Here is a 21,642-nt window from a genome sequence, read left to right on the forward strand (position 1 = left end):
TTAAATCCGTACACGCCATATGTGTTTGTGATGCCAACCATCGACGTCTCCGAACACCTGTACCGCCAGATTGAGTCCGCCGCCGACGGCGACGACCTCGACGCGGCGATGTGGAAGATGGTCGGCCGGTACCAGCGCGGTAACACGCCCGGCGACTGACAGGCTTCGGACCGACCCCGCGACCCCCGACCGCGCGTGCGGTCGTCATCAACCTCGCTCGCCGCGACAGCCCTTCCCGCGGCGAGTCCGTTTTCCGTTTTCTGAGAGGTCATCCCAGAGCGTCGCCTCAACCGAGAAACCCGGTCACGCCGAGGCTTTCTGCGACCAGCCACGCGACGAACAGCGCGTAGGTTCCGAGGAGGAGGTACGACTCGCCGCGCGTCAGTGCCATCTCGGTTCGGAGGACGGCGAAGAAGACGACCGACGCGCCCGTGAGGAAACTCATCATCGGCACGACCTCCTCGAAGTTGATGACCGCGCCCCCGGCGACGAGGATGCCGACCGGGAGGGCGACGAGGAGCGCGAAGACGTTGCTCCCGAAGACGTTGGCGAGGCTCATCGGCGCGTTGCCCTGCCGGGCGGCCGCGACGCTGACGAAGGTGTCCGGCAGGCTCGTGCCGGCGGCGACGACCGTCAGGCCCCAGAGGAACGGCGACGTGCCGAAGGCGTCGCCGAGGCCGACCGCCGCGCGGACGAGCAGTTCGGCCCCGACGAGGATGACCGCGAGCGACCCGACGAGCGCGAGCCACTCGCGGCCCGGGTTCACGTCGTTGACGACGGCGGTGAGTCCCGCGCGGTGCTCCAGCGTGTCGTGGTACTGCATGAACAGATACAGGCCGTACAGCCCGAGCGGGATGAACGCGAGCGGGGGCGTGACGAGGCCGTCGAGGCCCGAGGTGTCGGCGGCGGGGCTGTAGATGACCGCGAGCGAGAAGGTGAGCACGAGGACGGCGATGGAAAGCAGGTAGAACTGCGCCTCCTTGTAGACGAGGTCGCGGTTCGAGGCGAGCCGCTGGCCCTCGCCGACGAGCGCCGACACGGCCGGGATGATGAGGATGTTGTAGACGGCGGACCCGACGACCGCGCCGACGCCGATATCGAACGACTGGTACCGGAGCGTGGCGATGACGATGCTCGATAGCTCGGGGAAGCTCGACCCCACGGCGGCGATGATGGCTCCCTGCACGATGGCGGGGAGGCCGTAGTACGCACCCAGCCGGTCTGAGGCCTGTACGAGCATGTCGCCGCCCCGCCACGCGAGGGCCGCGCCGGCGACCGCGAACGCGACGAGGACCGGAACAGATGGCACGCCCGCACTTCGGCGGCCGATAGCAAAAAACCGACCCGAACGGGGTCGCCGAACAGCGCCGCCGCGCAGTCGCCCGGTCGTCGGCGGTTCGCCCGCCGGCTCCGTCCCGCCCGCGCTCTCAGAACCCCTCGCGGAGGTACAGGTCCCGCTCTGAGAACACCGCGTCGAGGGCGTCGGCCGCGCGTCCGTCGGCGACTGCGAGGTGTTCGGTGCGGGCGAGCGCCTCGACGGACCGCGCGCCGACGAGGAGCTGTGAGAGCGCCCCGATTTCGACGGTCGCGTCGGGGGCGATGTCGTCGTCGACCGGTTCGACGCTCGCCTCGCCGTCGGCGACGGCGAGTCCGAACGGGCCGTCGTTCCAGTCGCAGCGGTCGTCTTCGACCGCGAGGACGAGGTCGCAGACGGCGTCGGCGGGCAACGAGACGGCTTCGAGGGCGGCCGACACGTCCACGATACGGACCATCGGCCCGGGCTTGATCTCCACCGTCGCCGCCCGCGGGTCGGTCAGGTCGTCGATGAGTCGGGTCGACGCGTGCTCCGACGAGAGGACGACCTCGTCGACCTGCGAGTCGTGGTCCCGCAGGAATCGGAGCAGTTGGGCGCGGGCGTCGGCGTCGACGGCGACGAGTTCCGCCACGGTCAGCGTCCGCGACTCCCAGTCGCCGGTCACGTCGTAGACGACGTAGCCGCGGAGGTCGCCGCCCCGCTCCCAGCCGTAGACGAACGGGTCGTCGTCCCAACCGCGGAAGAGCCGGTGTCGAATCCACCCCTCGCTTCGGTTCACCGCGAGGTCTGCGGTCGCCGCGGCCGCGTACACGCCCTCGACCCGCGCCCAGTCGTCGGCGTCGAGTCTGACGAACTCCCCGTCGGGGTCGGCGGCGACCGCCGCGAGCTCGTCGGGCGGGACGGTCGTCTTCGCGTAGTTGTTCGCCGTCGCCCAGCCGAACCGGCGGTAGAACGCGTACTTGAACGGCCAGAGGGCGGAGAGGTATCGCCCGGTGTCGCGGAACTCCGCGAGCAGGTCGTCGAGCATCGCGGCGATGTGGCCCCGTCGGCGCGCCTCCGGCGGGGACGCGACGGCGGAGACGCCGGGCAACGGATGCCACTCGCCGCGGACGCGGGCCGTGAAGTCGTAGAAGGCACAGACCGCGCGGAGCGACGCCGCGTCGAGGTCTCCGACGGGTGCGTCGCGCGGAGCGTCGTAGAACCCTCGCGGGCGGTAGCCCTCCGGGTCGGGCAGTCGCTCGTCCGGCCAGTCGGGACCGTTCTCGGGGCGGAAGGCGTAGTCGAGGAACTCGCGGTACGTCTCGCGGTGCTCCTCGGGGAGAGGGCGGAGATGCATACCCGCGGTGCGTCGGGCGGCAGTATATGTTTTCGGTACCGGGGGCGCGTCGTCGAGCGATTCGACGGGGCTCGACGGGGGTTGAGGGTCGCTCTCCGAACCGTGCGATTCACGTCGCCTCGGTCCCGAGTGCCGCGTATGAGCGAGACGAAACAGTCGTTTCTGTCGCGGGGGAACCTCCTCCTCGCGGCGGTCGTGACGCTCGGCATCGTCCTCCCGGGCGTGGCGCGCCGCCTCCTCGGGGAGGCCGGCTACAACGGCCTCGGGATGGTCGTGTTCACGCTCGGCTACGCGGGCATGGTCTTTATCGTCTGGTACGGGTGGATTCGACCGCTCGACATCACCGGCCCCTCCGGGTAGTCCGCCGCCGTCGGTCGGAACCGTACCGTGCCGAAGCGGTGTTGGCCGACCGTCGGGACCGTTCCGACCGCCCGGTCGCCCCAATATCGGGGGGTTCGACCCCCGGTTTCCAACGAGAATAACGGAACTTTGATAGTCGATTCGAACCGACCGAGAAAACAAGAATGCTTCCCCTTCAGCTCGTAGACACCTTCCTGCTCGACTACAACATCGGGCAGGCGCTGTTGCTCGTGTTCATCCTGTCGACGGTCGGCACGCTGCCGCTGAAGTCACGGCACGTCCTCGGCATCAACGCCACGCTGTTCGGGCTCATCTTCCTTCTGACCCCGGTGACGCTGGGCAAACCGCACTACATGTTCCTCGGCATCACGCTCCTCATCGTCGGTCCCATCGTCTACGTCTCGGGCCGCCGCTGAGGGGACGCCGCCGCGCGTTTCTCCTCCGGTCGCCGCCGTTTTTCGCCGTCAGTACGACGGACAGACCGACCGCAACTGACGTTCCGTGTTATCTCCGTTCCGCGCGCGCCGATTCCGAAGAACGCGACGTTTAAACGGCGAGAACCGCAACCCACGGGTATGTCTGAACCGAGCGTTCCCGGCGGCCGCGGGGCCGTCTTGGACCTCCCCTGCGGCGAGACGAAGCGCGTCCGGGAACTCGACTTGGGCAAACGGGAGTTCGACTGTCCCTGCGGCGACAGCCACGCCGTCGTGATGGACGTCCACCCGCCCGACCGCTTCCTCCCGGAGTTCCTCGTCGAAATCCTCCAGGAGACCATCGAGACCACGAGCGACGACATGCCCGAGTTCGGCACGGCCCACCTCATGGGCATCGTCTTGGAGGAGTTCCCAGAGGCCGTCGTCTCCGAGGACGTCTCGGAGGACGGCGAACTCGGCGCGGGCATCGTCTGGGTGACCGATTTCGATTCTCGAAGGCTCCACGAGATAATCGTCGAACTCGTCGTGGAACTGATGGAACACGCCGTCAGCCACGCCGACGACGACGACGTCGTCTCGGAGTTCGAGTCGAAGATGCTGCAGTTCGACGTGAGCGAGTTCGTCGACCAGTACCGCGCCCAGCGCGACCTCGACCCCGAACCGTACATGTAGCGCGCGCCGAGCGCCCGCTTTTCAGTCGATTCGAAGCCGCCCCACCGTCGGGTCTAAGGTTGCCTTCGCGCCGAGCGGGAGCGGCACCGCCGGGTCGGCGTGGCCGAACTCCACGTCGAACACCGCCGTCGCGTCGGGGTTGTACGCGTCGAGGACCGACAGCACCTCCGCGCGAAGCTGTGCGCCGTAGTCGGCCGGCGGCTCCCACTCTAACCCCGGTGAGAACGTCCGCGGCCGACCCACCACGACCCCGTCGAACCGCGCTAACAGCCCGCGTTCGCCCATCGCCCGCAGGGTGTAGCGGACCTCGCGGGGGAGCGGCACGTCCTCCGAGGTTTCGAGCGCGAGCACCGCCCCGTCGAGTTCCTCGGGGTCGGGGAGGTAGCGACCGGTCTGGAGATGCCACTTCAGGATGCTGAAGTTGCCGCCCCAGAGCCGACCCGTCACGCGGTCGTCGCCCCGCCACGTCCGGCCCGGATTGTCGTGCCACTCACGCGGGTCTTCGGTGTCGAAGTCGAACCAGTCGTCGGTCCACTCCGGGGCGGGTTCGACGACGCCGATGGACCGCTCGAAGAACGCCCGTCGAAGGTAGCGCTCGACGTACGGGTGTAGCTCGGGGTCGACGGTGAGCGTCGGGTGGAGCGTCGCGCCGTAGCTCACGACGCCGTGGTTCCAGAGGAACAGCCGGAGGTTGTCGTTGTCGCTGAAGCCGAAGAAACGCGTCGGCGACGCGGTCAGCCGCGCCGGGTCGAGGTGCGGGAGGATTCGAAGCTGGTCGTCGCCGCCGGTGACGGCGATGACGCCGCGTATCGACGGGTCCTCGAAGGCAGACATCACGTCCTCCGCGCGCGCCGCCGGGTTGTCCCGGAGCCACGCCCAGTCGCGGCGGGCCGACTCGAAGACGACCGGGTCGAGCGAGAACGCGTCGCGGAGTCGCGCGCACGCCCGGTCCAAGTGAGATTCGTCGATGGGGCGCGACGGCGCGACGACCGCGACCCGGCTCCCGGAGTCGAGCGGCGACGGCGTCGTGAATACCGCGGGCATGCGTAGCCGGTACTCGGATACCCGTCAAAAGCCTTCCCCGGCCACGACAGCGGCGTTCCGGGACTTTTTCGAAATTCGCAATCGAGTTTCGGACCTCGTAATTTTTCGCCGGACTTATTACGATGTGCGGATTGGATTCCGACGATGACTGACGAGGACACCTCGACCGGGTCTCAGGAAGCCACGGAGGACCGGACGATTTTGCTCATCGGAAGCGGCCCAATCCAGATCGGACAGGCGGCGGAATTCGACTACTCCGGCGCGCAGGCCTGCCGCGCGCTCCGAGAGGAAGGCGCGCGGGTTGTCCTCGTCAACTCGAACCCCGCGACCATCATGACCGACCCCGAGATGGCCGACAAGGTCTACATCGAGCCCATCACGACCGAGGCCATCTCCGAGATTATCGAACGCGAGCGCCCCGACGGCGTCATCGCCGGACTGGGCGGTCAGACCGGACTCAACGTCACGGCCGAACTCGCAGAGGAGGGCGTCTTAGAGGAGTTCGACGTGGAGATCATGGGCACGCCGCTCGACACCATCTACGCGACGGAGGACCGCGACCTGTTCCGCCAGCGCATGGAGAAGATCGGCCAGCCCGTCCCGAAGTCGACGACCATCTCGCTGGAGGAAGGCGAGGCGGTCGAGAACATCACCGAGGAGGCCCTCGAAGAGCGCGTCGAAGACTCCGTCGACGCCGTCGGCGGCCTGCCGGTCATCTCGCGGACGACCTACACGCTCGGCGGCTCCGGCTCCGGCGTCGTCCACGAGATGGACGAACTCGTCTCCCGCGTCCGCAAGGGCCTCCGCCTCTCGCGCAACAGCGAAGTCCTCATCACGGAGTCCATCTCCGGGTGGGTCGAACTCGAATACGAGGTGATGCGCGACGCCGACGACTCGTGTATCATCATCTGCAACATGGAGAACATCGACCCGATGGGGATTCACACCGGCGAGTCAACCGTCGTCACGCCCTCGCAGGTCATCCCCGACGAGGGCCACCAGGAGATGCGCGACGCCGCGCTCGGCGTCATCCGCGAACTCGGCATTCAGGGCGGCTGTAACATCCAGTTCGCGTGGCACGACGACGGCACGCCCGGCGGCGAGTACCGCGTCGTCGAGGTGAACCCGCGCGTCTCGCGGTCGTCCGCGCTCGCCTCGAAGGCGACCGGCTACCCCATCGCCCGCGTCACGGCGAAGGTCGCCCTCGGCAAGCGCCTCCACGAGATTACCAACGAAATCACCGGCGAGACCACCGCCGCCTTCGAGCCCGCAATCGACTACGTGGTCACGAAGGTCCCGCGGTGGCCCAAGGACAAGTTCACCGACGTGGACTTCGAGCTCTCGACGGCCATGAAGTCCACCGGCGAGGCGATGTCCATCGGGCGCACCTTCGAGGAGTCGCTTCTGAAGGCGCTGCGGTCGTCCGAGTACGACCCCGCCGCCGACTGGGACGAGGTGTCCGACGAGGAGCTCGAAGCCGACTACCTCGAAACGCCGACCCCCGACCGCCCGTACGCTATCTTCGAGGCGTTCGAGCGCGGCTACACCACCGAGGACGTGGTCGAACTGACCGACATCCACGAGTGGTACGTCGAGCGCTTCGGCCGCGTCGTCGAGGCGGTCGAGGCCGCCTCCGAGGGCGACTTCGCCGCCGCCGCCTCCGCCGGCCACACCAACGCCAGCATCGCCGCGGCGACCGGCACGAGCGTCGGCGAGGTCGAACAGAACGTCCCCGGCCGCACCTACAAGCAGGTCGACACCTGCGCCGGCGAGTTCGCCGCCCAGACGCCGTACTACTACTCCGCCCGCAAGCCGGAGTTCTTCCGCGGGCCCTTCGAGGGCGACTCGGCGGGCAACGAACTGCGCGTCGACCGCGACATGGAGAGCGTCGTCGTCGTCGGCGGCGGTCCCATCCGCATCGGGCAGGGCGTCGAGTTCGACTACTGTTCGGTCCACGCGGTGCAGGCGCTCCGCGACATGGGCATCGACGCGCACGTCGTCAACAACAACCCCGAGACGGTGTCGACCGACTACGACACCTCCGACGGCCTCTTTTTCGAGCCAATCACGGCAGAAGAGGTCGCCGACGTCATCGAGGCCATCGACGCCGACGGCGTCATGCTCCAGTTCGGCGGGCAGACCTCGGTCAACATCGGCCACCCGCTGGAGTCCGAACTCGACCGCCGCGGCGTCGACTGCGAGATTCTCGGCACGACCATCGACGCGATGGACCTCGCCGAGGACCGCGACCGCTTCAACCGCCTGATGGACGACCTCGGCATCCTCCAGCCCGAAGGCGGCTCCGCGACCAGCGAGGAGGAGGCGCTCGACCTCGCCAACGACCTCGGCTACCCCGTGCTCGTCCGCCCCTCGTACGTCCTCGGCGGCCGCGCGATGGAAATCGTCCATTCCGACGAGGACCTCAAGGAGTACATCGAGGAGGCCGTTCGCGTCTCCCCCGACAAGCCCATCCTCATCGACGAGTTCCTCGCCGACGGCGTCGAACTCGACGTGGACGCCGTCTCCGACGGCGAAGACGTCCTCATCGGCGGCGTGATGGAACACGTCGAGGCCGCGGGCGTCCACTCCGGCGACTCCGCGTGTATGATTCCGCCGCGCTCGCTCGACGACGAGACGATGGCCCGCGTCCGCGAGGTCACGGAGGACATCGCCAGCGCCCTCGACACGGTCGGCCTGATGAACGTCCAGCTCGCGGTCAAGCGGAACGAGGACGGCTCGAACGACGTGTACGTCCTCGAAGCCAACCCGCGGTCCTCGCGCACCGTCCCGTTCGTCTCGAAGGCGACGGGCGTCCCGATTGCAAAGCTCGCGGCGAAGGTCATGGCCGGCAACTCGATTGCCGACCTCGACGTGAGCGAGCAGATTCCCGAGCAGGTGTCGGTCAAGGAGGTCGTCCTCCCGTTCGACCGCCTGCCGGGTTCGGACCCGCGTCTCGGCCCGGAGATGAAGTCCACGGGCGAGGTCATGGGTACCGCCACCTCGTTCGGCAAGGCCTACGAGAAGGCCCAGTCGGCGGCGAACGACCCGGTTCCGGCCGACGGCACCGTCTACGTCGACCTCGCTGACCCCGAGTTCCCCGACGCCGACAGCGAGGCCGGACGGGAACTGCTCGACGCCTTCGGCGAGTACTACGAGGTGCTCACGCCCGAGGACGTCGACGACTTCCTCACGATGCTCCGCGAGGGCGACTTCGACTTCGTCGTCTCCCGCGACCGCGAGACGCTCATCGACTGCGTCGAAGAGGAGGTCAGCTACTTCTCGACGTACGCCTCCGCGAAGGCGGCCCTCGAAGCGCGCGACGCGGCCGACGAGGACATCGACGTGCTCCCGGTCGGCGAGCGCCCGCGCGTCGTCGCCAACTGGGGCCAGTAACCGAACGGTAGGCGCGCGACCCTCCCGACCCGATTCTTCGACTCGCCGCCGACTTGATTCTCTGTCTCCCGCCGGTGACCGCCGCCGACCCGGACTTTTGACGCGTTCCCGAAGGTTATTGAGCCGCGCCCCCATGCGCGGGTATGGCACGCAATCGCGGTCGCGTCCTCCTCGCCGGTGCGACGGGTCGGACGGGCCGACACGTCCTCGACGCGCTGGCCGAGACGCCCCTCGTCGTCAGGGCGCTGACCCGCGACGCAGACGCCGAGTCGGACCTCAGAGCGCGCGGCGCGGACGAGGTCGTCGTCGGCGACCTCCTCGACGCCGACGACGCCCGGCGAGCGGTCCTCGACGCCGACGCCGTCGTCTCCGCGGTCGGCGTCTCGGCGGGGCTCGAAACCATCCGCGGCGACCTCGTCGACGGCGCGGGCGTGGTGAACCTCGTGGACGCCGCGACCGCCTCCGGCGCACAGCGGTTCGTCCTCACGTCCTCTATCGGCGTCGGCGACTCGAAGGGCGGACTCCCGCTGTCGCTCCGCGCGATTCTCACCGCGTCGGGCGTCCTCTCGGCGAAGGAACGAAGCGAGAACCGCCTTCGGGACGCGCCGCTCGACCACACGATTGTCAGGCCCGGCGCGCTCACCGACGCCCCCGCGACCGCCGACGTGGTCGTCGGCGAGGGCGGCGACTCCGTCCGCGGGAGCGTCCCCCGCGCCGACGTTGCGAACGTCCTCGCGCACTCGCTTTTCACCCGCGAGACCGAAAACCGGACGTTCGAGGTCGTCTCCCGCCCCGGACTCCGCGGCCGGGCGGACAACGTGGTCGATATCGACTGGACGCCGCTCCCCCGGCCCGAGGCCGCGGGCGGCGAGGGAGACCAAGAACGAGAGCGAGAACTCGCGGAGTAGTCGGCGGCGCGCTCAGTCGAGTTTGCCGAGCGCCTCGAAGAAGTCGGAGGTCGGCCCGGCGAGTCGGACCGGCGAGTCGGACCGCTCGATGCGAATCTCCGTCGGCGGCGACACCGTCCGACGGGTCCGGCCGTCGCCGACGACGACCGCCGACGCCGCGTCGGTGACGGTGACGGTCACGGCGGCGTCCAGCGGGACGACGAGCGGCGGCATCCCCTCGTCGGCCGCCATCTCGGTGACGACGAGCCCCTCGACGCCGGGGTGGACGAGCGGCCCGCCCTCGCTGAGGTTGTAGGCGGAACTCCCCGCGGGCGTCGTGACGAGCACGCCGTCGGCGTGGCTCCCGGAGTACAGCGAGCCGTCCACGCGGACCTCCAGGTTCGCACCGCCACCGTGGCCCCGCCGCGGGCCGTGGACGACGACCTCGTTCATCGACGGGTCCATCTCCCAGTCGTCGCCCGTGGCGACGATGCGGGGGACCTCCCGGACCGACTGGTTCCCCTCGCGGAATGCGGCCACCTCGGCCAACACCTCGTCGATGGCGTCGTCGGGCGAGACGGCGTTCAGGAAGCCGACCTCGCCGAGGTTCACGCCGAGGATGGGGACGCCGTCGGCACCGCGGGCGGCGTAGAGGAACGTTCCGTCGCCGCCGATGCTCACCACGAGGTCGCAGTCGTCGAACGACTCGACGGGGACGCCCTCGACGCCCAACACCTCGGCGGTCGCCGCGTCGACGACCGCCTCGGCGTCGACCTCTGCGAGCGCCTCGCTCGCGTCCGCGGCGAGGTACGCCGCCCGGCTGTTGCCCTTCTGTGCGACGATGCCGACCTTCATGCCCCGCGGTTTGGCGTCCCCGGGCAAAAGCCCACCGTCACGTCGCCCGGTCTCGCGTCCGTTCGTCCCGCCCGGCGACGCCGCGTGATATCTTCGCACACGGGAAACGTTCATGACGACGCCGACACACCATGAGATGATGGCAGGCACGGACGCCGGCCGCGCTGTCGTTCGGTGGTGGCTCCCGTGAGTGACGACGACGACTGGTTCGAACGGGCACTCCGCGAGACCGACGACGGCGAGACCGACGCAGAGGACGCGGCCCCGGAGGAACGCGAGCAGCGCGACGACGGCGAGACCGACGCAGAGGCGGACGGCGACGCCGAGACCGAAAGCGGAGCTCCCGAAGCGACAGACGCGGCCGGAGGCGAGGGCGAACCGCTGTCGTTCGGCGACGACCCGTTGGGCGGGGGTGCGGGCGACGACGACCCGACAGACGACGACCCGTTTTCGACCGACTTCGCCACGGCGTTCAACAACGCGCCGACGCCCGACGCGGGTGGCGGGTTCGGCGGCGAGTCGCCCGGCGACGATTTCGGATTCGGTCCCGCCCCCGGCTCCGGACCCGAGGGGTCTGACCCCCCGACCTTCGACGACGAGGAGTTCGACTCCGACATCGACCGCATCGATATCGGCATCGAGGGGCTCGACGACATGATTCTCGGCGGCGTCCCCGAGCGGTCGCTCATGGTGGCCATCGGGAGCGCCGGAACCGGCAAGACGACGTTCGGCCTGCAGTTCCTCCGGAAGGCGCTCGAAGACGGCGGAAGCGGCGTCTACATCACGCTCGAAGAGAGCCGCGAGCGCATCCTCGATACGGCCGACGAGAAGGGCTGGGAGTTCTCGAAACACGAGGCCGACGGCCGGTTGGCCGTCGTGGACCTCGACCCCGTGGAGATGGCGAACAGCCTGTCGAGCATTCGCAACGACCTCCCGCGGCTGGTCGAGGAGTTCGGTGCCGACCGGCTCGTCCTCGACTCCGTCTCGCTTCTGGAGATGATGTACGACCACCCCTCGAAGCGCCGCAGCGAGGTGTTCAACTTCACGCGGTCGCTGAAGGACGCCGGCGTGACGACGATGCTCACCTCCGAGGCGGACCAGTCGACTCCCTACGTCTCCCGACACGGCATCGTCGAATACCTCTCGGACGCCGTGTTCGTCCTCCAGTACGTCCGCGGCGACGACTTCCGGGAGACCCGGCTCGCAATCGAGATTCAGAAGATACGCGACGCCAACCACTCCCGGGAGACCAAGCCCTACGAACTCACGAACGAGGGCATCAGCGTCTACCGGCAGGCGAACATCTTCTGAGTCCGCGTTCGGCGGCGTCGATACCTCAGTCGTCGGCGGGCGCGGGGTCGGCCGACTGTTCGGACTCGAAGCTCTCGAAGTGGACGACCTCGTCGACCGGGCGGCGGTACTTGCGTTCCGCCTGCAGTTCGTCGGCGTCCTCGGCGGGGATACCCATCGTCAGGAGCATCACGGGTTCGTAGCGCTCGCCGTCGATGTCGAACGCGTCGAGGACGGCGTCAGCGTCGAAGCCGCCGATGGGACAGGAGGCGACGCCCTCGTCCCACGCGGCGTACATCAGCGACATGGCGACCAGCGACGTCGAGCGGACGGTCCAGACGCGGCGCTCCTGCTCGGGGAGGTCGGCCATGCCGGCGATGTTGTCGAGGATGCCGTCGCGGACCTCCTCGCTCGGCAGGTAGCCCTTCTCCAGCATGTCGTCGGCGACGGTCTCGGCGTGCGCCTCGGGGTCCTTGTTGCCGAGCACGATGACCGACGCGGCGGCACCGGTGACGTGGTCTTGGTCGTAGGCCGCCTCGCGGAGCAGCTGCTGTGTCTCGTCTTCGCGCAGCACGACGAACTCCCACGGCTGGAGGTTGTAGCTCGACGGGGCCTGTACGGCGTTTTCGAATATCGTCCGGAGGGTCTCGTCGTCGAGCGACTCGTCGGCGTACTCGTGGATCGAGCGGCGGGTCGTCACGACCTCTGTGAACTCCATCGGTTCCCGGCAGGGACGGCGCACAAATAGGCGGTTGCAATCCGGTCGAGCCGGCCGATTCCGGTGTGCTCGCAGTCCTCGTATCGGCACACTACCGGGTGACGCCGATGTTACCGAGGGGGGCAGATGCGCGGTCCCGCGGCGACGGTCGCCCGTCGCGGCTCACCTGACGATGGTCACCGGCACGGGCGACCGCCGGAGGACCTCCTCGGCGACGCTTCCGAGCAGGATGCGCGAGACGCCGGTCCGGCCGTGGCTGCCCATCACGACGTGGTCGTAGTCGGCGTCGTCGCCGCCCAGCACCTCGACGATGACTTTCTGGGGGCTGCCGACCTCGATGCGGTCGGTCACCGCTCTGTCGGCGTCGACGAGTCCGACCTCGGCTTTCACCTCGGCGAACGTCTCTCTCGCCTTTCGTTTCTCCGCTTGGAACCACTCTTCTGAGCCGCTGAGCGCACGCTCTCTGTAGTCGGCGTCGGCGGGGTTGATGACGTTCAAGAGCGTGAGTTCGGCGTCGGGCCACTCCGAGGCGGCGAAGCGAACCGCGGCGACCGACTGCGGCGACCCGTCGGTCGGAACGAGCACGTGTTCGGCCATGTCGCGGACTACTCGGCCGACCGCTAAAAAGCCGCCCGGCGACCGCGCCGCGGCGCGGCCGTCAGTCGCCGTGTCGCGTCACGCAGGTCGAAAGCCCCTTCAGCTCGACGGGTTCGGAGTTGTCGGGCGAGTAGACGACCATCTGCCCTTTCTCCATGTACGGCACCTTGTCTTCGAGGTTCGGCGGGATGTTGACGCTCTTGATGGCGTCCTCGTCGCCGAGGTTGAGCACGACCTTCGTGTTCACCTGCTTGAACACCGGGTCGGCGATGTCCTGTGGGTCCTGCGTGATGAGGAACAGGCCGAGTCGCTCCTTGCGGCCCTGTTTGGCCGCCTCGGTGAACTTCTGGATGACCTTCCGCGCCTGCACCGAGTCGGCGTCGGTGAGGAAGTTGTGCGCCTCGTCCATCCCGAGGACGACCGGCGTCTCCTTGATGCGGTCGCTCGACGGGTCGTTCGAGAGCTTGTCGTCGATGAGCAGCGCCGACACCGCGAGGACGAACAGCTCCTTCGCCCGGCTCGACGAGAGGTGGTAGGTCGGCACGACCGTCAGTCCGCCGGGGCGGACGAGCTGGTGGTCGAGTTCGGTTATCGGCCGGGCGTCCTGGTCGAACACGCCGCTCGGGACGCCCCGGACCCGGCGTTTCACCGCGTCGAAGGTGGCCTCGTGGACCCGCCCCGACTCGTCGAGTTCCTCTTTCAGCGCCGGGTCGTCGAGGAACCGGAGGAACTGCTTGTACGTCCCCGAATCGCCGTAGTCCCCGAAAAAGCGGTTCAGGAGTTCGGTGAGCGCCTGGTACTGGTTGTCGTTGAGGCTGCTGCCGGCGACGAGCCACGGGAGGTCCCGCACCATCGAGAAGGGGATGGTGAACTCCAACTGCTCGGCGCGGTGGTTCGCGCCCGGATACGACGACCCGGCCATCTTCGGCACGAGCGCGACGGTGTTCTCGTGGCCGCCGTGGGCGACGCCCTCGCGCTCGTAGCGCCGGGCCGTCTCGGCGTCCATGTCCGGGTTGTCGTCGTGCATCTGGGCGTACTCGTCCTGCGGGTCGAACTGGACGACCGCGGTCTGCACCTCGCGGCCGTCGTCCATCTCGTAGCTCCGCTCCTCGGAGAGGTACTGCCGCAGGATGTTCTTCGAGGCGTGGGTCTTGCCGGACCCGGTGCCGCCGGCGACGAGCGTGTGGCGGAACACGAGCGGGTCGCCGTCGGTGTAGTCGTCGTTCAGCCGGTAGTCGATGGTCGGCGGACTGGCCGCCGTCCGGACCTTCTCGCCGCCGACCGAGAGGTGGCCGAGGAAGACGCCCTCCTCGGGAATCTTCAGGCCGGTCTTAATCTGGGTCGCGTCGGTGGCCTCGCCGACCGTCGCCTGCGGCTTCGGCACGCGGTCGACCATCCGGCGCTTGAGGTCGCCGCCGTCGGAAAACAGGACGGCGATGGGTTCGAGTTCGGCCATGAACTTGAAATCGCGCTCCTCGAACTCGTCGGCCGGGCGGCGCATCGCCCGGCGGGCGTGAATCTCCGTCGCGTCGTCGGCCTGGAACTCCTGGGCGTACTCCAGGCCGACGATGCGGCAGAACAGCAGTTCGTCGTCGGGGTAGGGGACGATGAGGTACTTCCCGAGGCGGACGCGCTCGCGGTTGCCCGCGGTCACGAACGCCCGGAGCGCCGTCCGGTCGGGGTCCTCCGAGACGCGCAGGCCCTGCGAGACCGCAATCGCGCCGACGCCCCGCTCGTCGCCGACGGGGTCGGCGTCGTAGTCGTCGAACTGCAGGTCGTCCGCGTCGTCGGTCGCGCCGCTCGAATCGGTCGGACCGGCGTCGTCGCGCTCGCCGCGGTCGGTTTCGACACCGCCGCCACCGACGCCGTCCCCGTCGGTCGCGCTCGCGGCGGCCGCGTTCTCGCCCTCCGAGGCGGGTTCGGAGCGCCCCTTTCCGGCGGCTTCCGCTCCTCGGTCCTCTTGACTCGGGTCGGACGAGTCGTCGGGGTCGTCGCCGGCGAAGTCGCTAAAATCCCCCAGGTCGGTCATGTTCCAACGCTTGCGGGCGGCGAGTAAAAAGCCACGCGTCGGCGACGGCTCTCGGTCCCGTGTCGAATGGTCCCGTATCCCGCGGTCTCGGGCCGTCGCGTGCGACTTTTCCGTGTCGCGCACCTAGTCCGGCTATGTTATTGGTCCGCGGTCACGGCGGCGGCACGGCACTCACCGGCACGATATTCGAGCGGGGGGAGCAAGCGCCGACCTACCGCGGCGCGCCGGACGAGGACGCCCCCTACGTCTGGGTCTGCGACGAGTTCTACGAGGTCGAAAGCGGCGGCTCGGAGACCGAAATCGACGGGCGGACGATTCGCGTCGCCTTCGACACGCCGCTTCCCCGCGGCTTCGACACCCGCGAACAGGCGCTGTCGGCGGCGAAAGAACACGTCAGGACGCAGTTCGCGCGGGTCGGCGTCTCCGCCGACGACGTGCGAGTCGAGGTCGTCAGGCCCGAAGAGGAGGGGACGCCGGAGGACGAACAGCCGGACGCGGCGGACCGCTCCGCCGACGAGGGCTCCCCCGAGGGCGACGCGTCGCTCTGAGGTCGGCTGAGCGTCTCGGGTTTCCGGCTGCGCGACGCCCTGTCGCTCACTCGTCGGCGTCGACCCAGCGGATGTTGTCGTAGCTTTTCATCGGGTCCGAATCGAGCTTTTCGGAGAGCTTGCGCCTGAGCGCCGCCTTCTCGCCGACGCTCACCCGCGCGAGTTCGTCGGCCTTCTCGACCGCCAGCGGCGGCCCGCGCGTGGCGGCCACGTCGCGGACGACGTGGTGCATCAGGTCCGTCCGGAGGTCGGGGTCCTTCGTGAACGCGTAGGGCGCTTCGACTCGGTAGCACACGTCGGTTCGGGGGTCGTACAGCACGAAGAACGTCACCGTGTACGCCTCGGGGTCGAGCTTCCGCTCGATGCCGAACGCCTCGCCCTCGGCGCTCAGTTGGCGGTCCGACCCGCCGCGCGAGGCGAACCAGCTCGTGAACGTGAGTTCGTCGGTGCGGCGCTCGTCGCCGTCGGAGCCCTCCCGGCGTTCGAGCAGGTTGACGAAGAAGGCGGCGTCGTCGACCCACGGCCGCCGGCCGGCGTCCCTCCCGTCGAGCTGTTTCCTGACCGTGCGGACGACGTGTTTCGCGCCGGGGTTCTTCACGAAGCCGGCGAGGGGGACGCCGCGCTCGACGAAGCGCTCGACGAGTCGGACGTAGTTCTCCACGACGGCCTTCGGCTTCGCGTCGCGCGCGAGGTCCTTCAGTTCGGCGTCGCGGTCGCGCCAGTTCAGGAGTTCCTTGGGGTACACCGGCCCGTCGAGGATGAGGAGGTCCGAAACGGCGTCGGCGTGTTCGAGCGCGTGGGCGCTCTCGGCGAGGTAGAGCGCGAGCGCGTGGACGACGCCCTCGGCGTAGCGGTTGACCCGCGGGACGCTCAGGACGCGCCGGCGGCCGTAGCCCTCGTCGGAGTGGAGCCACTCGTCGGTGTCGAAAAACGGGACCGGGTCGTGGGTGTGCGCCGCCATGACGATAGAGCGGTGGCGGTGGAGGTCGAGGTCCGACGGCTCGGCGGCCATCGCGGCGTGGGCCACGTCGAGGACGAGCCCGTTTTTGAACGTCGTCGGGTTGATTGTCCCCGAGTCGAGGCCGTGGACGGTCGGAAACGGCGATTCCGTGAGCGCCACGTCGTCGATGTCGGCGGCGTGGAGCCGTTTTTCGCCGAGCGGTTCGACGATTGGGAGCCCTCCATCGGGCGATTCGAGGGGGTCGAGAAACGACTCCCAGACCGTCCGCGCGAGGTCGTCGTAGTCGGCGTCGTCGACCGAGTCCGCGATGGAACTCGCCATGGACGCGATGTCGTCCACGTGGACGGGGTCGAGGGTCATATCTCGGCGTCGTCGCCGACGGGTATAGTGGTTGCCGTCGCCGGTGGGCGACCGTCCGTGGGGGAGGGTCGCCCTCGTACCGGCGCGAGACGGGTTATTCCCTCGACAGGTCCCGGCACGCTCATATCCGTTCGTTTCCAACGCTTCGCCGAGAATGTCTGTCAGCGCGGTCGGGTTCGACCTCGACTACACACTCGCGGTTCCGACGCGGGACCGCGAGACGATTCTCTCGGAGGCGGCGGCGGCGTCGGGCGCGCCCCCGCTGACCCGAGAGGCGTACCTCCGGGCACACCAAGAGAACCTCACGCGCGAGACGCGCGAACCCATCTTCGAGACGCTCCTCGACGAGCACGGCTCTCCCGTCGACCCGGAGCGCGTCACCACGGCGTACCGAGAGCGAATCACCGACGCGGTCGTCCCCGTCGAGGGCGTCGAGGCGATGCTCGCCGGCCTCCGGACGACCTACCGCGTCGGCCTCCTCACAAACGGCCCGGTCGTGGCTCAGGAGGCGAAAATCGACAAACTCGGGTGGCGCGACCACTTCGATACGGCCCTCGTGACGGGCGCGCTCCCCGCCGGAAAGCCGGACGGGCGGGCGTTCGACGCCCTGCTCGACGACCTCGGAACCGCGCCCGAAGAGACCGTCTACGTCGGCGACAGCGTCCACCACGACATCGCCGGCGCGCACGACGCCGGGCTGCGTCCGGTGCAGGTGCTCGGAGACGGCTGCGACGACCCCGACCCGCGGGCTATCGCGCACATCCACCACGACGACCTGCCGACTGCGCTGCCGGAACTCCTCGCGGACCTCTGAGTCGGTCGCGCGACGGCCGGCCAGTTATTCCTCGCGGTCCCCGGCGTCGAGCGCCGCGACCAGCGCGCGGAACGCCGGGAGCGTCCACTTCACCTGCGCGCCGTCCTCGACGAACACGAGCGTCCGCGGCGGGCGGACCGCCTTCGGGCGAACGCGAAGCCCCGCCTCGGAGGCGGCCTCGGCGGTCACGTCGGGATGGGCGATGAACTCGACGCGAGCGCGGTCCGGCTGGACGTACACTTCGGCGACGCGCTCGCCGTCGGCGGCGACCGCGTAGGCGAGCGCGCCGTCGTCGGTCGGTTCCACGTCGGCGTCGGCGTCGACGACCGAGAGAACCGAGAAGGCGTCCTCGTGGCCCGTGACCTCCGAGGCGAGCAGTTGGGCGATGCGTGTCCCGTCGGAGAGCGAATCGACGACCATGCCGGGCGTTCGCGCCCGGACGGTTTCGGGGTGTCGCTTTGCTGGCGGGCGGAGGGGCGAAGCGAAAAGACGGGCGGGCGCTACTCGGCCAGCGACCGCTTTGCTTTCTCGGCCGCGTCGTCGACGTTCACGTCGTTCGCGCGGGCGAAGAGGACCGCGGCGGCCTCGGCGGTGACGCCGAGCCGCGACTGCCGCTCGTTGATGCCGGCGACGGCGGCCTGTTTTTCGATACCGGCGGCGACGCAGGCGTCGAGAATCTGCTCGAACGCCGACTGCTCGCGGAGGACGGAGGCGTCGGGTTCGAACTCCTCGGGAATCTGTACGTCGGCGGGGTCGAACGTCGCGACGACCTCGCCGTCGTCGCGCTCGACGAGGCCGCGACCCGCGGCGAGGTCGATGAGGCGCTTGGCCTGGTCCGGGGAGAACCAGTCGCGGTCGAGCGACAGGGCGACGACGAACTCGCCCTCGCCGAGGCGGGTCGAGCCGTGTTGCCGGAAGGGGACGGCGACGGTGACGTCGAGACTCATCGGTTCGACGGCGGGCGCGGGCGAACTAAACGGTTTGCGTTGCCATCGCCCCCGAGAGACGTGGTGGCACCCGTCTCCGCCGAGCACCGATTCGAGCGATTCAAGTAGTCACCGAGGTTTTTACCCCGTATGAAGGACCAAGGACGCTCCAAGCGAAAGCGGACCGGTGGTCGGCGCAAGCCGTCCCGAAACAAGAAGCGCTACCAGCTGGGCCGCGAACCCGCCGCCACGACGGTCGGCGAGCCCCGGTTCCAGGTCATCGACTCCCGCGGCAACAACGAGAAGCTCCGCGCCCTCTCGACGAACGTCGCGCAGGTCGCAGACGGTGCCGACGTGACGCAGGCGGACATCGAAGGCGTCGTCGACAACCCGTCGAACGTCAACTACGCCCGCCGGAACATCATCACGAAGGGCTCCATCATCGACACGAGCGCCGGCCGCGCCCGCGTCACCTCCCGTCCCGGTCAGGACGGACAGGTCAACGCCGTCGCCGTCGACGAAGAGTAAGCTTCTCTCCCCCGCGTCGCCGTTTCGGCGCGGCTCGACCGTTTGCCCCCCTGAGCCTCGCGGCCGTCGCTCACGGACAGGGGGTTCGAAGTAGAAAGCGAGACTGGACGGTACTGAATCGAATCGCGCGACGACCCGACGCGGCCGGTCGGCCGGTCAGGGCGTCGGCGCGGCCTTCTGGAGCGCCGTCTCGGCGATGTTGCCGCCGTAGTCGGCGCTCCGCGAGACGGAGTCGACGATGAGGCCGAGCAGTTGCGCGCGCGCCGGGTCGAGGTCCCGGAGGAGTTCGTCGATGCCGCGGGCGCTCGCGTCGATGGCTTGGACGGCCTGACGAGACTCGTTGGCGAGGCGGCTCGCCTCGTCGCTCTCCTCGGCGAACAGCGCGTCCATCCCGCCGTTGACGACCCCTTCGGTCTCCTCGAACAGCTCCCGAATCGCCTCGACGATTTCGTCGCTGACGGGCTCTTCGAAGTTCAACGAGAGGTGGGCGATTTTCGTCGCGTGGTCGCCGATGCGCTCCAGCTGCCGGGCCGCGGACTGGTAGTCGAAGCAGATTTCGCGGGGGAGACCCAGCTCCTCGGCGGCCTTCGGGGTCCGGAGCGTCGCCCGGAAGATGCGGGAGACGACCATCCAGAGGCGGTCGACGTCGTCGTCGCGCTGGATGACGTCGCGGGCCATGTCGTCGTCCTTCTCGGCGATGGCCGCGATGGCGTCTTCGAGCATCGAGAGGGCGATGAGCCGCATCCGGGTGACCGCGTTGTGGATGGAGAGTTCCGAGGAGTCGAGCAGGTCGCGGATGACGACCCGGTCGCGCGTCTCTTCGAGCACTTCGAGACCGACGAGGCTCTGGGTCGCCTCGCGGATGGTCCGGCGCTGGTCGGTCGTGATGCGCGAGCTCTCCAGCGCGATGATGTCGAACCCGCTCACGTACATCGTCATGACGGCGCGCGTGAGCTTGTCGCCTTCGAGGCTCGTGATGTCGAGGGTCCCCTCGGTGCGCTCTTCCTCCGAACGGGGCGTGAGGAACAGCGAGTCGCCCTCCGGGTAGAACTCGACTTCGCTCCCCGCCGAGACGCCGTTGTCCGTCGCCCAGTCTTTGGGAATCGAGACGGTGTAGGTGGAACCGCCCGTCACCTGCACCTTTCGGGTTTCGACCATGTCCGTGGGTGGTTCTCAATACACAATAAAACTGTCTATCTCTATATATTGGAGTGCTGATTTACGGCACCGACGAGACACGGCCCGGTCAGTGCCGGATTCGACGGGGGATTCCGCTCGCTCGGGAGCAGCGACGCGACGGCTCCGAAGCGACTCAGTGCCCGAGTTTCTGCCGTTTCAGGGGGAACTAGCTCCCGGACCGAGGTCGAATGAGACAACCCGGAGTTTTCGACGGAATCGACCGCCGATTGTCACTCGGTAACAAGCGTTGTGGACATACCGGAACGTACCACTATATAGTTGTCATAGCAGGGTATTTACGACAAAATCGGCTCGTCAAAATCGATGACGCGTAACTCGGACAGTGTTCTTTCGCGGCGTAAGTTCCTGATTGCCTCGGGTGCGGCCGGCCTCGCGGGACTCGCCGGGTGTACGGAGAACAACACCGGCGGCGACTCCGGTGGCGAGGGCGGTAGCTCCGGCGGCGACTCCGAGGGAACGGACTCGTCGGGCGACGGGAGCGGCGAACTCTCCGGAACCATCGATATCGCCGGCTCCTCGACGGTGTTCCCGCTCGCAACCGCGATGGGTGAGCGCTTCCAGACCGAGCACTCCGAGGTCAACATCAACCTCCAGTCCACCGGCTCCGGTGGCGGCTTCGCGAACTACTTCTGTACGGGGCAGACCGACTTCAACAACGCTTCGCGCCCGATTCAGCCCGACGAGGAAGAGCAGTGCGCGAGCAACGACGTGACGCCCGTCGAACTGAAGGTCGCCACCGACGCGCTGACGGTCATCGTCAACAACGACAACGACTTCATCGGCGAGGGCCTCACCGTCGAGCAACTCCAGACCATCTTCTCGGCCGAGTCGACCCCGACGACGTGGGCGGACGTCAACTCCGAGTGGCCCGACGAGGAAATCGAGATTTACGGTCCCACCGACGCCTCCGGCACCTACGACTACTTCATCGAGGCCGTCATCGGCGAGGAGGGTCCGGGTCACCGCCAGGACTACTCCGCGACCGAGCAGGACCGCACCATCGTCCAGGGCGTCCAGGGCTCCGAGTACGCGATCGGCTATCTCGGCTTCGCGTACTACAGCGAGAGCACCGACGCCGTGCAGGCGGTCCCCATCGAGAACGACGCCGGCGAGTTCGTCGAACCGTCGCTCGACACGGCGCTGTCCGGCGAGTACAACCCGCTTTCCCGCCCGCTTTTCACCTACCCCGCCCGCGAATCGCTCGCGGAGGACCACATCGCGGCGTTCGCCCGCTACTGGATGGAGAACTCCACTAGCCGCGAAATCGTCGCCGACGAGGTCGGCTACGTCCCGCTCGGCGAGGACGAGCAACAGGAGATGCTCGACACGCTCGACGCCGCCATCGAGGAAGCCAACTAGCCGCTTTCTCGACAGA

General features: G+C 68.5%; 22 protein-coding genes. 11 read left to right on the top strand and 11 right to left on the bottom strand.

Going from position 1 to position 21,642, the window contains the following annotated elements:
- Positions 1 to 30: 30 nt before the first annotated feature.
- Entirely contained in the window at positions 31 to 159 is a 129-nt protein-coding gene (locus NDI65_RS05585; protein WP_255516694.1) for a hypothetical protein, read from the top strand.
- 127 nt (positions 160 to 286) lie between these two features.
- Here NDI65_RS05585 and NDI65_RS05590 read toward each other — a convergent pair whose 3' ends face one another.
- Both NDI65_RS05590 and NDI65_RS05595 read right to left on the bottom strand, forming a co-directional pair.
- Positions 287 to 1,309 carry a sodium:calcium antiporter gene (locus NDI65_RS05590; protein ID WP_089781637.1) on the bottom strand — a complete coding sequence of 341 codons (1,023 nt, stop codon included), beginning with the start codon at positions 1,307 to 1,309 and terminating at the stop codon, positions 287 to 289.
- Positions 1,310 to 1,427: 118 nt separating this feature from the next.
- The gene (locus tag NDI65_RS05595) at positions 1,428 to 2,651 is read right to left on the bottom strand and encodes a GNAT family N-acetyltransferase (protein WP_089781635.1); all 1,224 of its coding nucleotides are present in this window, start codon (positions 2,649 to 2,651) and stop codon (positions 1,428 to 1,430) included.
- A 138-nt stretch (positions 2,652 to 2,789) separates the two neighbouring features.
- Between NDI65_RS05595 and NDI65_RS05600 the strand changes: the two genes are divergently transcribed.
- The 3 genes from NDI65_RS05600 to NDI65_RS05610 all read left to right on the top strand — a co-directional run bounded on the left by NDI65_RS05600 (position 2,790) and on the right by NDI65_RS05610 (position 4,117).
- Positions 2,790 to 3,011, top strand: coding sequence for a hypothetical protein (locus tag NDI65_RS05600; RefSeq protein WP_089781633.1), 222 nt, complete (start codon positions 2,790 to 2,792; stop codon positions 3,009 to 3,011).
- Between the two features lie 164 nt (positions 3,012 to 3,175).
- Positions 3,176 to 3,427 (top strand): hypothetical protein, encoded by a 252-nt coding sequence (locus NDI65_RS05605; RefSeq protein WP_004969679.1) that lies wholly within the window; start codon positions 3,176 to 3,178, stop codon positions 3,425 to 3,427.
- 159 nt (positions 3,428 to 3,586) lie between these two features.
- Positions 3,587 to 4,117 carry a DUF5815 family protein gene (locus tag NDI65_RS05610; RefSeq protein ID WP_004969680.1) on the top strand — a complete coding sequence of 177 codons (531 nt, stop codon included), beginning with the start codon at positions 3,587 to 3,589 and terminating at the stop codon, positions 4,115 to 4,117.
- 21 nt (positions 4,118 to 4,138) lie between these two features.
- Here NDI65_RS05610 and NDI65_RS05615 read toward each other — a convergent pair whose 3' ends face one another.
- Positions 4,139 to 5,161, bottom strand: a complete 1,023-nt coding sequence (locus tag NDI65_RS05615) for a S66 peptidase family protein (RefSeq protein ID WP_089781631.1) — start codon at positions 5,159 to 5,161, stop codon at positions 4,139 to 4,141.
- A 144-nt stretch (positions 5,162 to 5,305) separates the two neighbouring features.
- On the opposite strand from NDI65_RS05615, the gene carB reads away from it, so the two are divergent.
- Positions 5,306 to 8,554 (top strand): carbamoyl-phosphate synthase large subunit, encoded by a 3,249-nt coding sequence (gene carB / locus NDI65_RS05620; RefSeq protein WP_089781629.1) that lies wholly within the window; start codon positions 5,306 to 5,308, stop codon positions 8,552 to 8,554.
- A 143-nt stretch (positions 8,555 to 8,697) separates the two neighbouring features.
- The gene (locus NDI65_RS05625; RefSeq protein ID WP_089781627.1) at positions 8,698 to 9,462 is read left to right on the top strand and encodes an SDR family oxidoreductase; all 765 of its coding nucleotides are present in this window, start codon (positions 8,698 to 8,700) and stop codon (positions 9,460 to 9,462) included.
- A 12-nt stretch (positions 9,463 to 9,474) separates the two neighbouring features.
- Here the strand turns inward: NDI65_RS05625 and NDI65_RS05630 are convergent, their stop codons facing one another.
- Positions 9,475 to 10,296, bottom strand: coding sequence for an NAD(+)/NADH kinase (locus NDI65_RS05630; RefSeq protein WP_042661874.1), 822 nt, complete (start codon positions 10,294 to 10,296; stop codon positions 9,475 to 9,477).
- Positions 10,297 to 10,482: 186 nt separating this feature from the next.
- On the opposite strand from NDI65_RS05630, the gene NDI65_RS05635 reads away from it, so the two are divergent.
- On the top strand, positions 10,483 to 11,607 hold the full coding sequence (locus NDI65_RS05635) for a KaiC domain-containing protein (protein ID WP_089781625.1): 1,125 nt from the start codon (positions 10,483 to 10,485) through the stop codon (positions 11,605 to 11,607).
- A 25-nt stretch (positions 11,608 to 11,632) separates the two neighbouring features.
- On the opposite strand, the gene NDI65_RS05640 is transcribed toward NDI65_RS05635, so the two are convergent.
- The 3 genes from NDI65_RS05640 to NDI65_RS05650 all read right to left on the bottom strand — a co-directional run bounded on the left by NDI65_RS05640 (position 11,633) and on the right by NDI65_RS05650 (position 14,930).
- Complete coding sequence (locus NDI65_RS05640; protein ID WP_089781623.1) at positions 11,633 to 12,304, bottom strand: nitroreductase family protein; 672 nt, start codon at positions 12,302 to 12,304, stop codon at positions 11,633 to 11,635.
- A 162-nt stretch (positions 12,305 to 12,466) separates the two neighbouring features.
- Positions 12,467 to 12,901, bottom strand: coding sequence for a universal stress protein (locus NDI65_RS05645; RefSeq protein ID WP_042661871.1), 435 nt, complete (start codon positions 12,899 to 12,901; stop codon positions 12,467 to 12,469).
- Positions 12,902 to 12,962: 61 nt separating this feature from the next.
- Complete coding sequence (locus NDI65_RS05650) at positions 12,963 to 14,930, bottom strand: ATP-binding protein (protein ID WP_310893470.1); 1,968 nt, start codon at positions 14,928 to 14,930, stop codon at positions 12,963 to 12,965.
- A 134-nt stretch (positions 14,931 to 15,064) separates the two neighbouring features.
- Between NDI65_RS05650 and NDI65_RS05655 the strand changes: the two genes are divergently transcribed.
- Positions 15,065 to 15,478, top strand: a complete 414-nt coding sequence (locus NDI65_RS05655; RefSeq protein ID WP_042662121.1) for a hypothetical protein — start codon at positions 15,065 to 15,067, stop codon at positions 15,476 to 15,478.
- Between the two features lie 46 nt (positions 15,479 to 15,524).
- Here NDI65_RS05655 and NDI65_RS05660 read toward each other — a convergent pair whose 3' ends face one another.
- On the bottom strand, positions 15,525 to 16,799 hold the full coding sequence (locus NDI65_RS05660) for a DNA double-strand break repair nuclease NurA (protein WP_089781619.1): 1,275 nt from the start codon (positions 16,797 to 16,799) through the stop codon (positions 15,525 to 15,527).
- 154 nt (positions 16,800 to 16,953) lie between these two features.
- Here NDI65_RS05660 and NDI65_RS05665 point away from each other — a divergent pair, with 154 nt between their 5' ends.
- Positions 16,954 to 17,613, top strand: coding sequence for an HAD family hydrolase (locus tag NDI65_RS05665; protein ID WP_089781617.1), 660 nt, complete (start codon positions 16,954 to 16,956; stop codon positions 17,611 to 17,613).
- A gap of 24 nt (positions 17,614 to 17,637) precedes the next feature.
- Here the strand turns inward: NDI65_RS05665 and NDI65_RS05670 are convergent, their stop codons facing one another.
- Entirely contained in the window at positions 17,638 to 18,033 is a 396-nt protein-coding gene (locus NDI65_RS05670) for a hypothetical protein (protein ID WP_089781614.1), read from the bottom strand.
- Between the two features lie 80 nt (positions 18,034 to 18,113).
- Positions 18,114 to 18,560 carry a DUF2240 family protein gene (locus NDI65_RS05675; protein WP_089781612.1) on the bottom strand — a complete coding sequence of 149 codons (447 nt, stop codon included), beginning with the start codon at positions 18,558 to 18,560 and terminating at the stop codon, positions 18,114 to 18,116.
- Between the two features lie 129 nt (positions 18,561 to 18,689).
- Here NDI65_RS05675 and NDI65_RS05680 point away from each other — a divergent pair, with 129 nt between their 5' ends.
- Positions 18,690 to 19,067 carry a 30S ribosomal protein S8e gene (locus NDI65_RS05680; RefSeq protein WP_089781610.1) on the top strand — a complete coding sequence of 126 codons (378 nt, stop codon included), beginning with the start codon at positions 18,690 to 18,692 and terminating at the stop codon, positions 19,065 to 19,067.
- A 156-nt stretch (positions 19,068 to 19,223) separates the two neighbouring features.
- On the opposite strand, the gene NDI65_RS05685 is transcribed toward NDI65_RS05680, so the two are convergent.
- Positions 19,224 to 20,225, bottom strand: coding sequence for a phosphate uptake regulator PhoU (locus tag NDI65_RS05685; protein WP_089781608.1), 1,002 nt, complete (start codon positions 20,223 to 20,225; stop codon positions 19,224 to 19,226).
- 345 nt (positions 20,226 to 20,570) lie between these two features.
- Between NDI65_RS05685 and NDI65_RS05690 the strand changes: the two genes are divergently transcribed.
- Positions 20,571 to 21,626 carry a PstS family phosphate ABC transporter substrate-binding protein gene (locus tag NDI65_RS05690; RefSeq protein ID WP_089781606.1) on the top strand — a complete coding sequence of 352 codons (1,056 nt, stop codon included), beginning with the start codon at positions 20,571 to 20,573 and terminating at the stop codon, positions 21,624 to 21,626.
- Positions 21,627 to 21,642 lie beyond the last annotated feature (16 nt).

Source organism: Haloferax sp. S2CR25, assembly GCF_031624535.1.
Lineage (GTDB): Archaea > Halobacteriota > Halobacteria > Halobacteriales > Haloferacaceae > Haloferax > Haloferax massiliensis.

What these genes read in the sequence shown, in the direction of transcription:
- NDI65_RS05630 (WP_042661874.1), bottom strand. Translation starts at nt 10,296, where the DNA reads ATGAAGGTCGGCATCGTCGCACAGAAGGGCAACAGCCGGGCGGCGTAC.
- NDI65_RS05660 (WP_089781619.1), bottom strand. Translation starts at nt 16,799, where the DNA reads ATGACCCTCGACCCCGTCCACGTGGACGACATCGCGTCCATGGCGAGT.
- NDI65_RS05685 (WP_089781608.1), bottom strand. Translation starts at nt 20,225, where the DNA reads ATGGTCGAAACCCGAAAGGTGCAGGTGACGGGCGGTTCCACCTACACC.
- NDI65_RS05680 (WP_089781610.1), top strand. Translation starts at nt 18,690, where the DNA reads ATGAAGGACCAAGGACGCTCCAAGCGAAAGCGGACCGGTGGTCGGCGC.
- NDI65_RS05585 (WP_255516694.1), top strand. Translation starts at nt 31, where the DNA reads ATGCCAACCATCGACGTCTCCGAACACCTGTACCGCCAGATTGAGTCC.
- NDI65_RS05600 (WP_089781633.1), top strand. Translation starts at nt 2,790, where the DNA reads ATGAGCGAGACGAAACAGTCGTTTCTGTCGCGGGGGAACCTCCTCCTC.
- NDI65_RS05645 (WP_042661871.1), bottom strand. Translation starts at nt 12,901, where the DNA reads ATGGCCGAACACGTGCTCGTTCCGACCGACGGGTCGCCGCAGTCGGTC.
- NDI65_RS05690 (WP_089781606.1), top strand. Translation starts at nt 20,571, where the DNA reads ATGACGCGTAACTCGGACAGTGTTCTTTCGCGGCGTAAGTTCCTGATT.
- NDI65_RS05625 (WP_089781627.1), top strand. Translation starts at nt 8,698, where the DNA reads ATGGCACGCAATCGCGGTCGCGTCCTCCTCGCCGGTGCGACGGGTCGG.
- NDI65_RS05610 (WP_004969680.1), top strand. Translation starts at nt 3,587, where the DNA reads ATGTCTGAACCGAGCGTTCCCGGCGGCCGCGGGGCCGTCTTGGACCTC.
- NDI65_RS05595 (WP_089781635.1), bottom strand. Translation starts at nt 2,651, where the DNA reads ATGCATCTCCGCCCTCTCCCCGAGGAGCACCGCGAGACGTACCGCGAG.
- NDI65_RS05650 (WP_310893470.1), bottom strand. Translation starts at nt 14,930, where the DNA reads ATGACCGACCTGGGGGATTTTAGCGACTTCGCCGGCGACGACCCCGAC.
- NDI65_RS05655 (WP_042662121.1), top strand. Translation starts at nt 15,065, where the DNA reads ATGTTATTGGTCCGCGGTCACGGCGGCGGCACGGCACTCACCGGCACG.
- NDI65_RS05615 (WP_089781631.1), bottom strand. Translation starts at nt 5,161, where the DNA reads ATGCCCGCGGTATTCACGACGCCGTCGCCGCTCGACTCCGGGAGCCGG.
- NDI65_RS05605 (WP_004969679.1), top strand. Translation starts at nt 3,176, where the DNA reads ATGCTTCCCCTTCAGCTCGTAGACACCTTCCTGCTCGACTACAACATC.
- NDI65_RS05665 (WP_089781617.1), top strand. Translation starts at nt 16,954, where the DNA reads ATGTCTGTCAGCGCGGTCGGGTTCGACCTCGACTACACACTCGCGGTT.
- NDI65_RS05675 (WP_089781612.1), bottom strand. Translation starts at nt 18,560, where the DNA reads ATGAGTCTCGACGTCACCGTCGCCGTCCCCTTCCGGCAACACGGCTCG.
- NDI65_RS05670 (WP_089781614.1), bottom strand. Translation starts at nt 18,033, where the DNA reads ATGGTCGTCGATTCGCTCTCCGACGGGACACGCATCGCCCAACTGCTC.
- NDI65_RS05640 (WP_089781623.1), bottom strand. Translation starts at nt 12,304, where the DNA reads ATGGAGTTCACAGAGGTCGTGACGACCCGCCGCTCGATCCACGAGTAC.
- carB (WP_089781629.1), top strand. Translation starts at nt 5,306, where the DNA reads ATGACTGACGAGGACACCTCGACCGGGTCTCAGGAAGCCACGGAGGAC.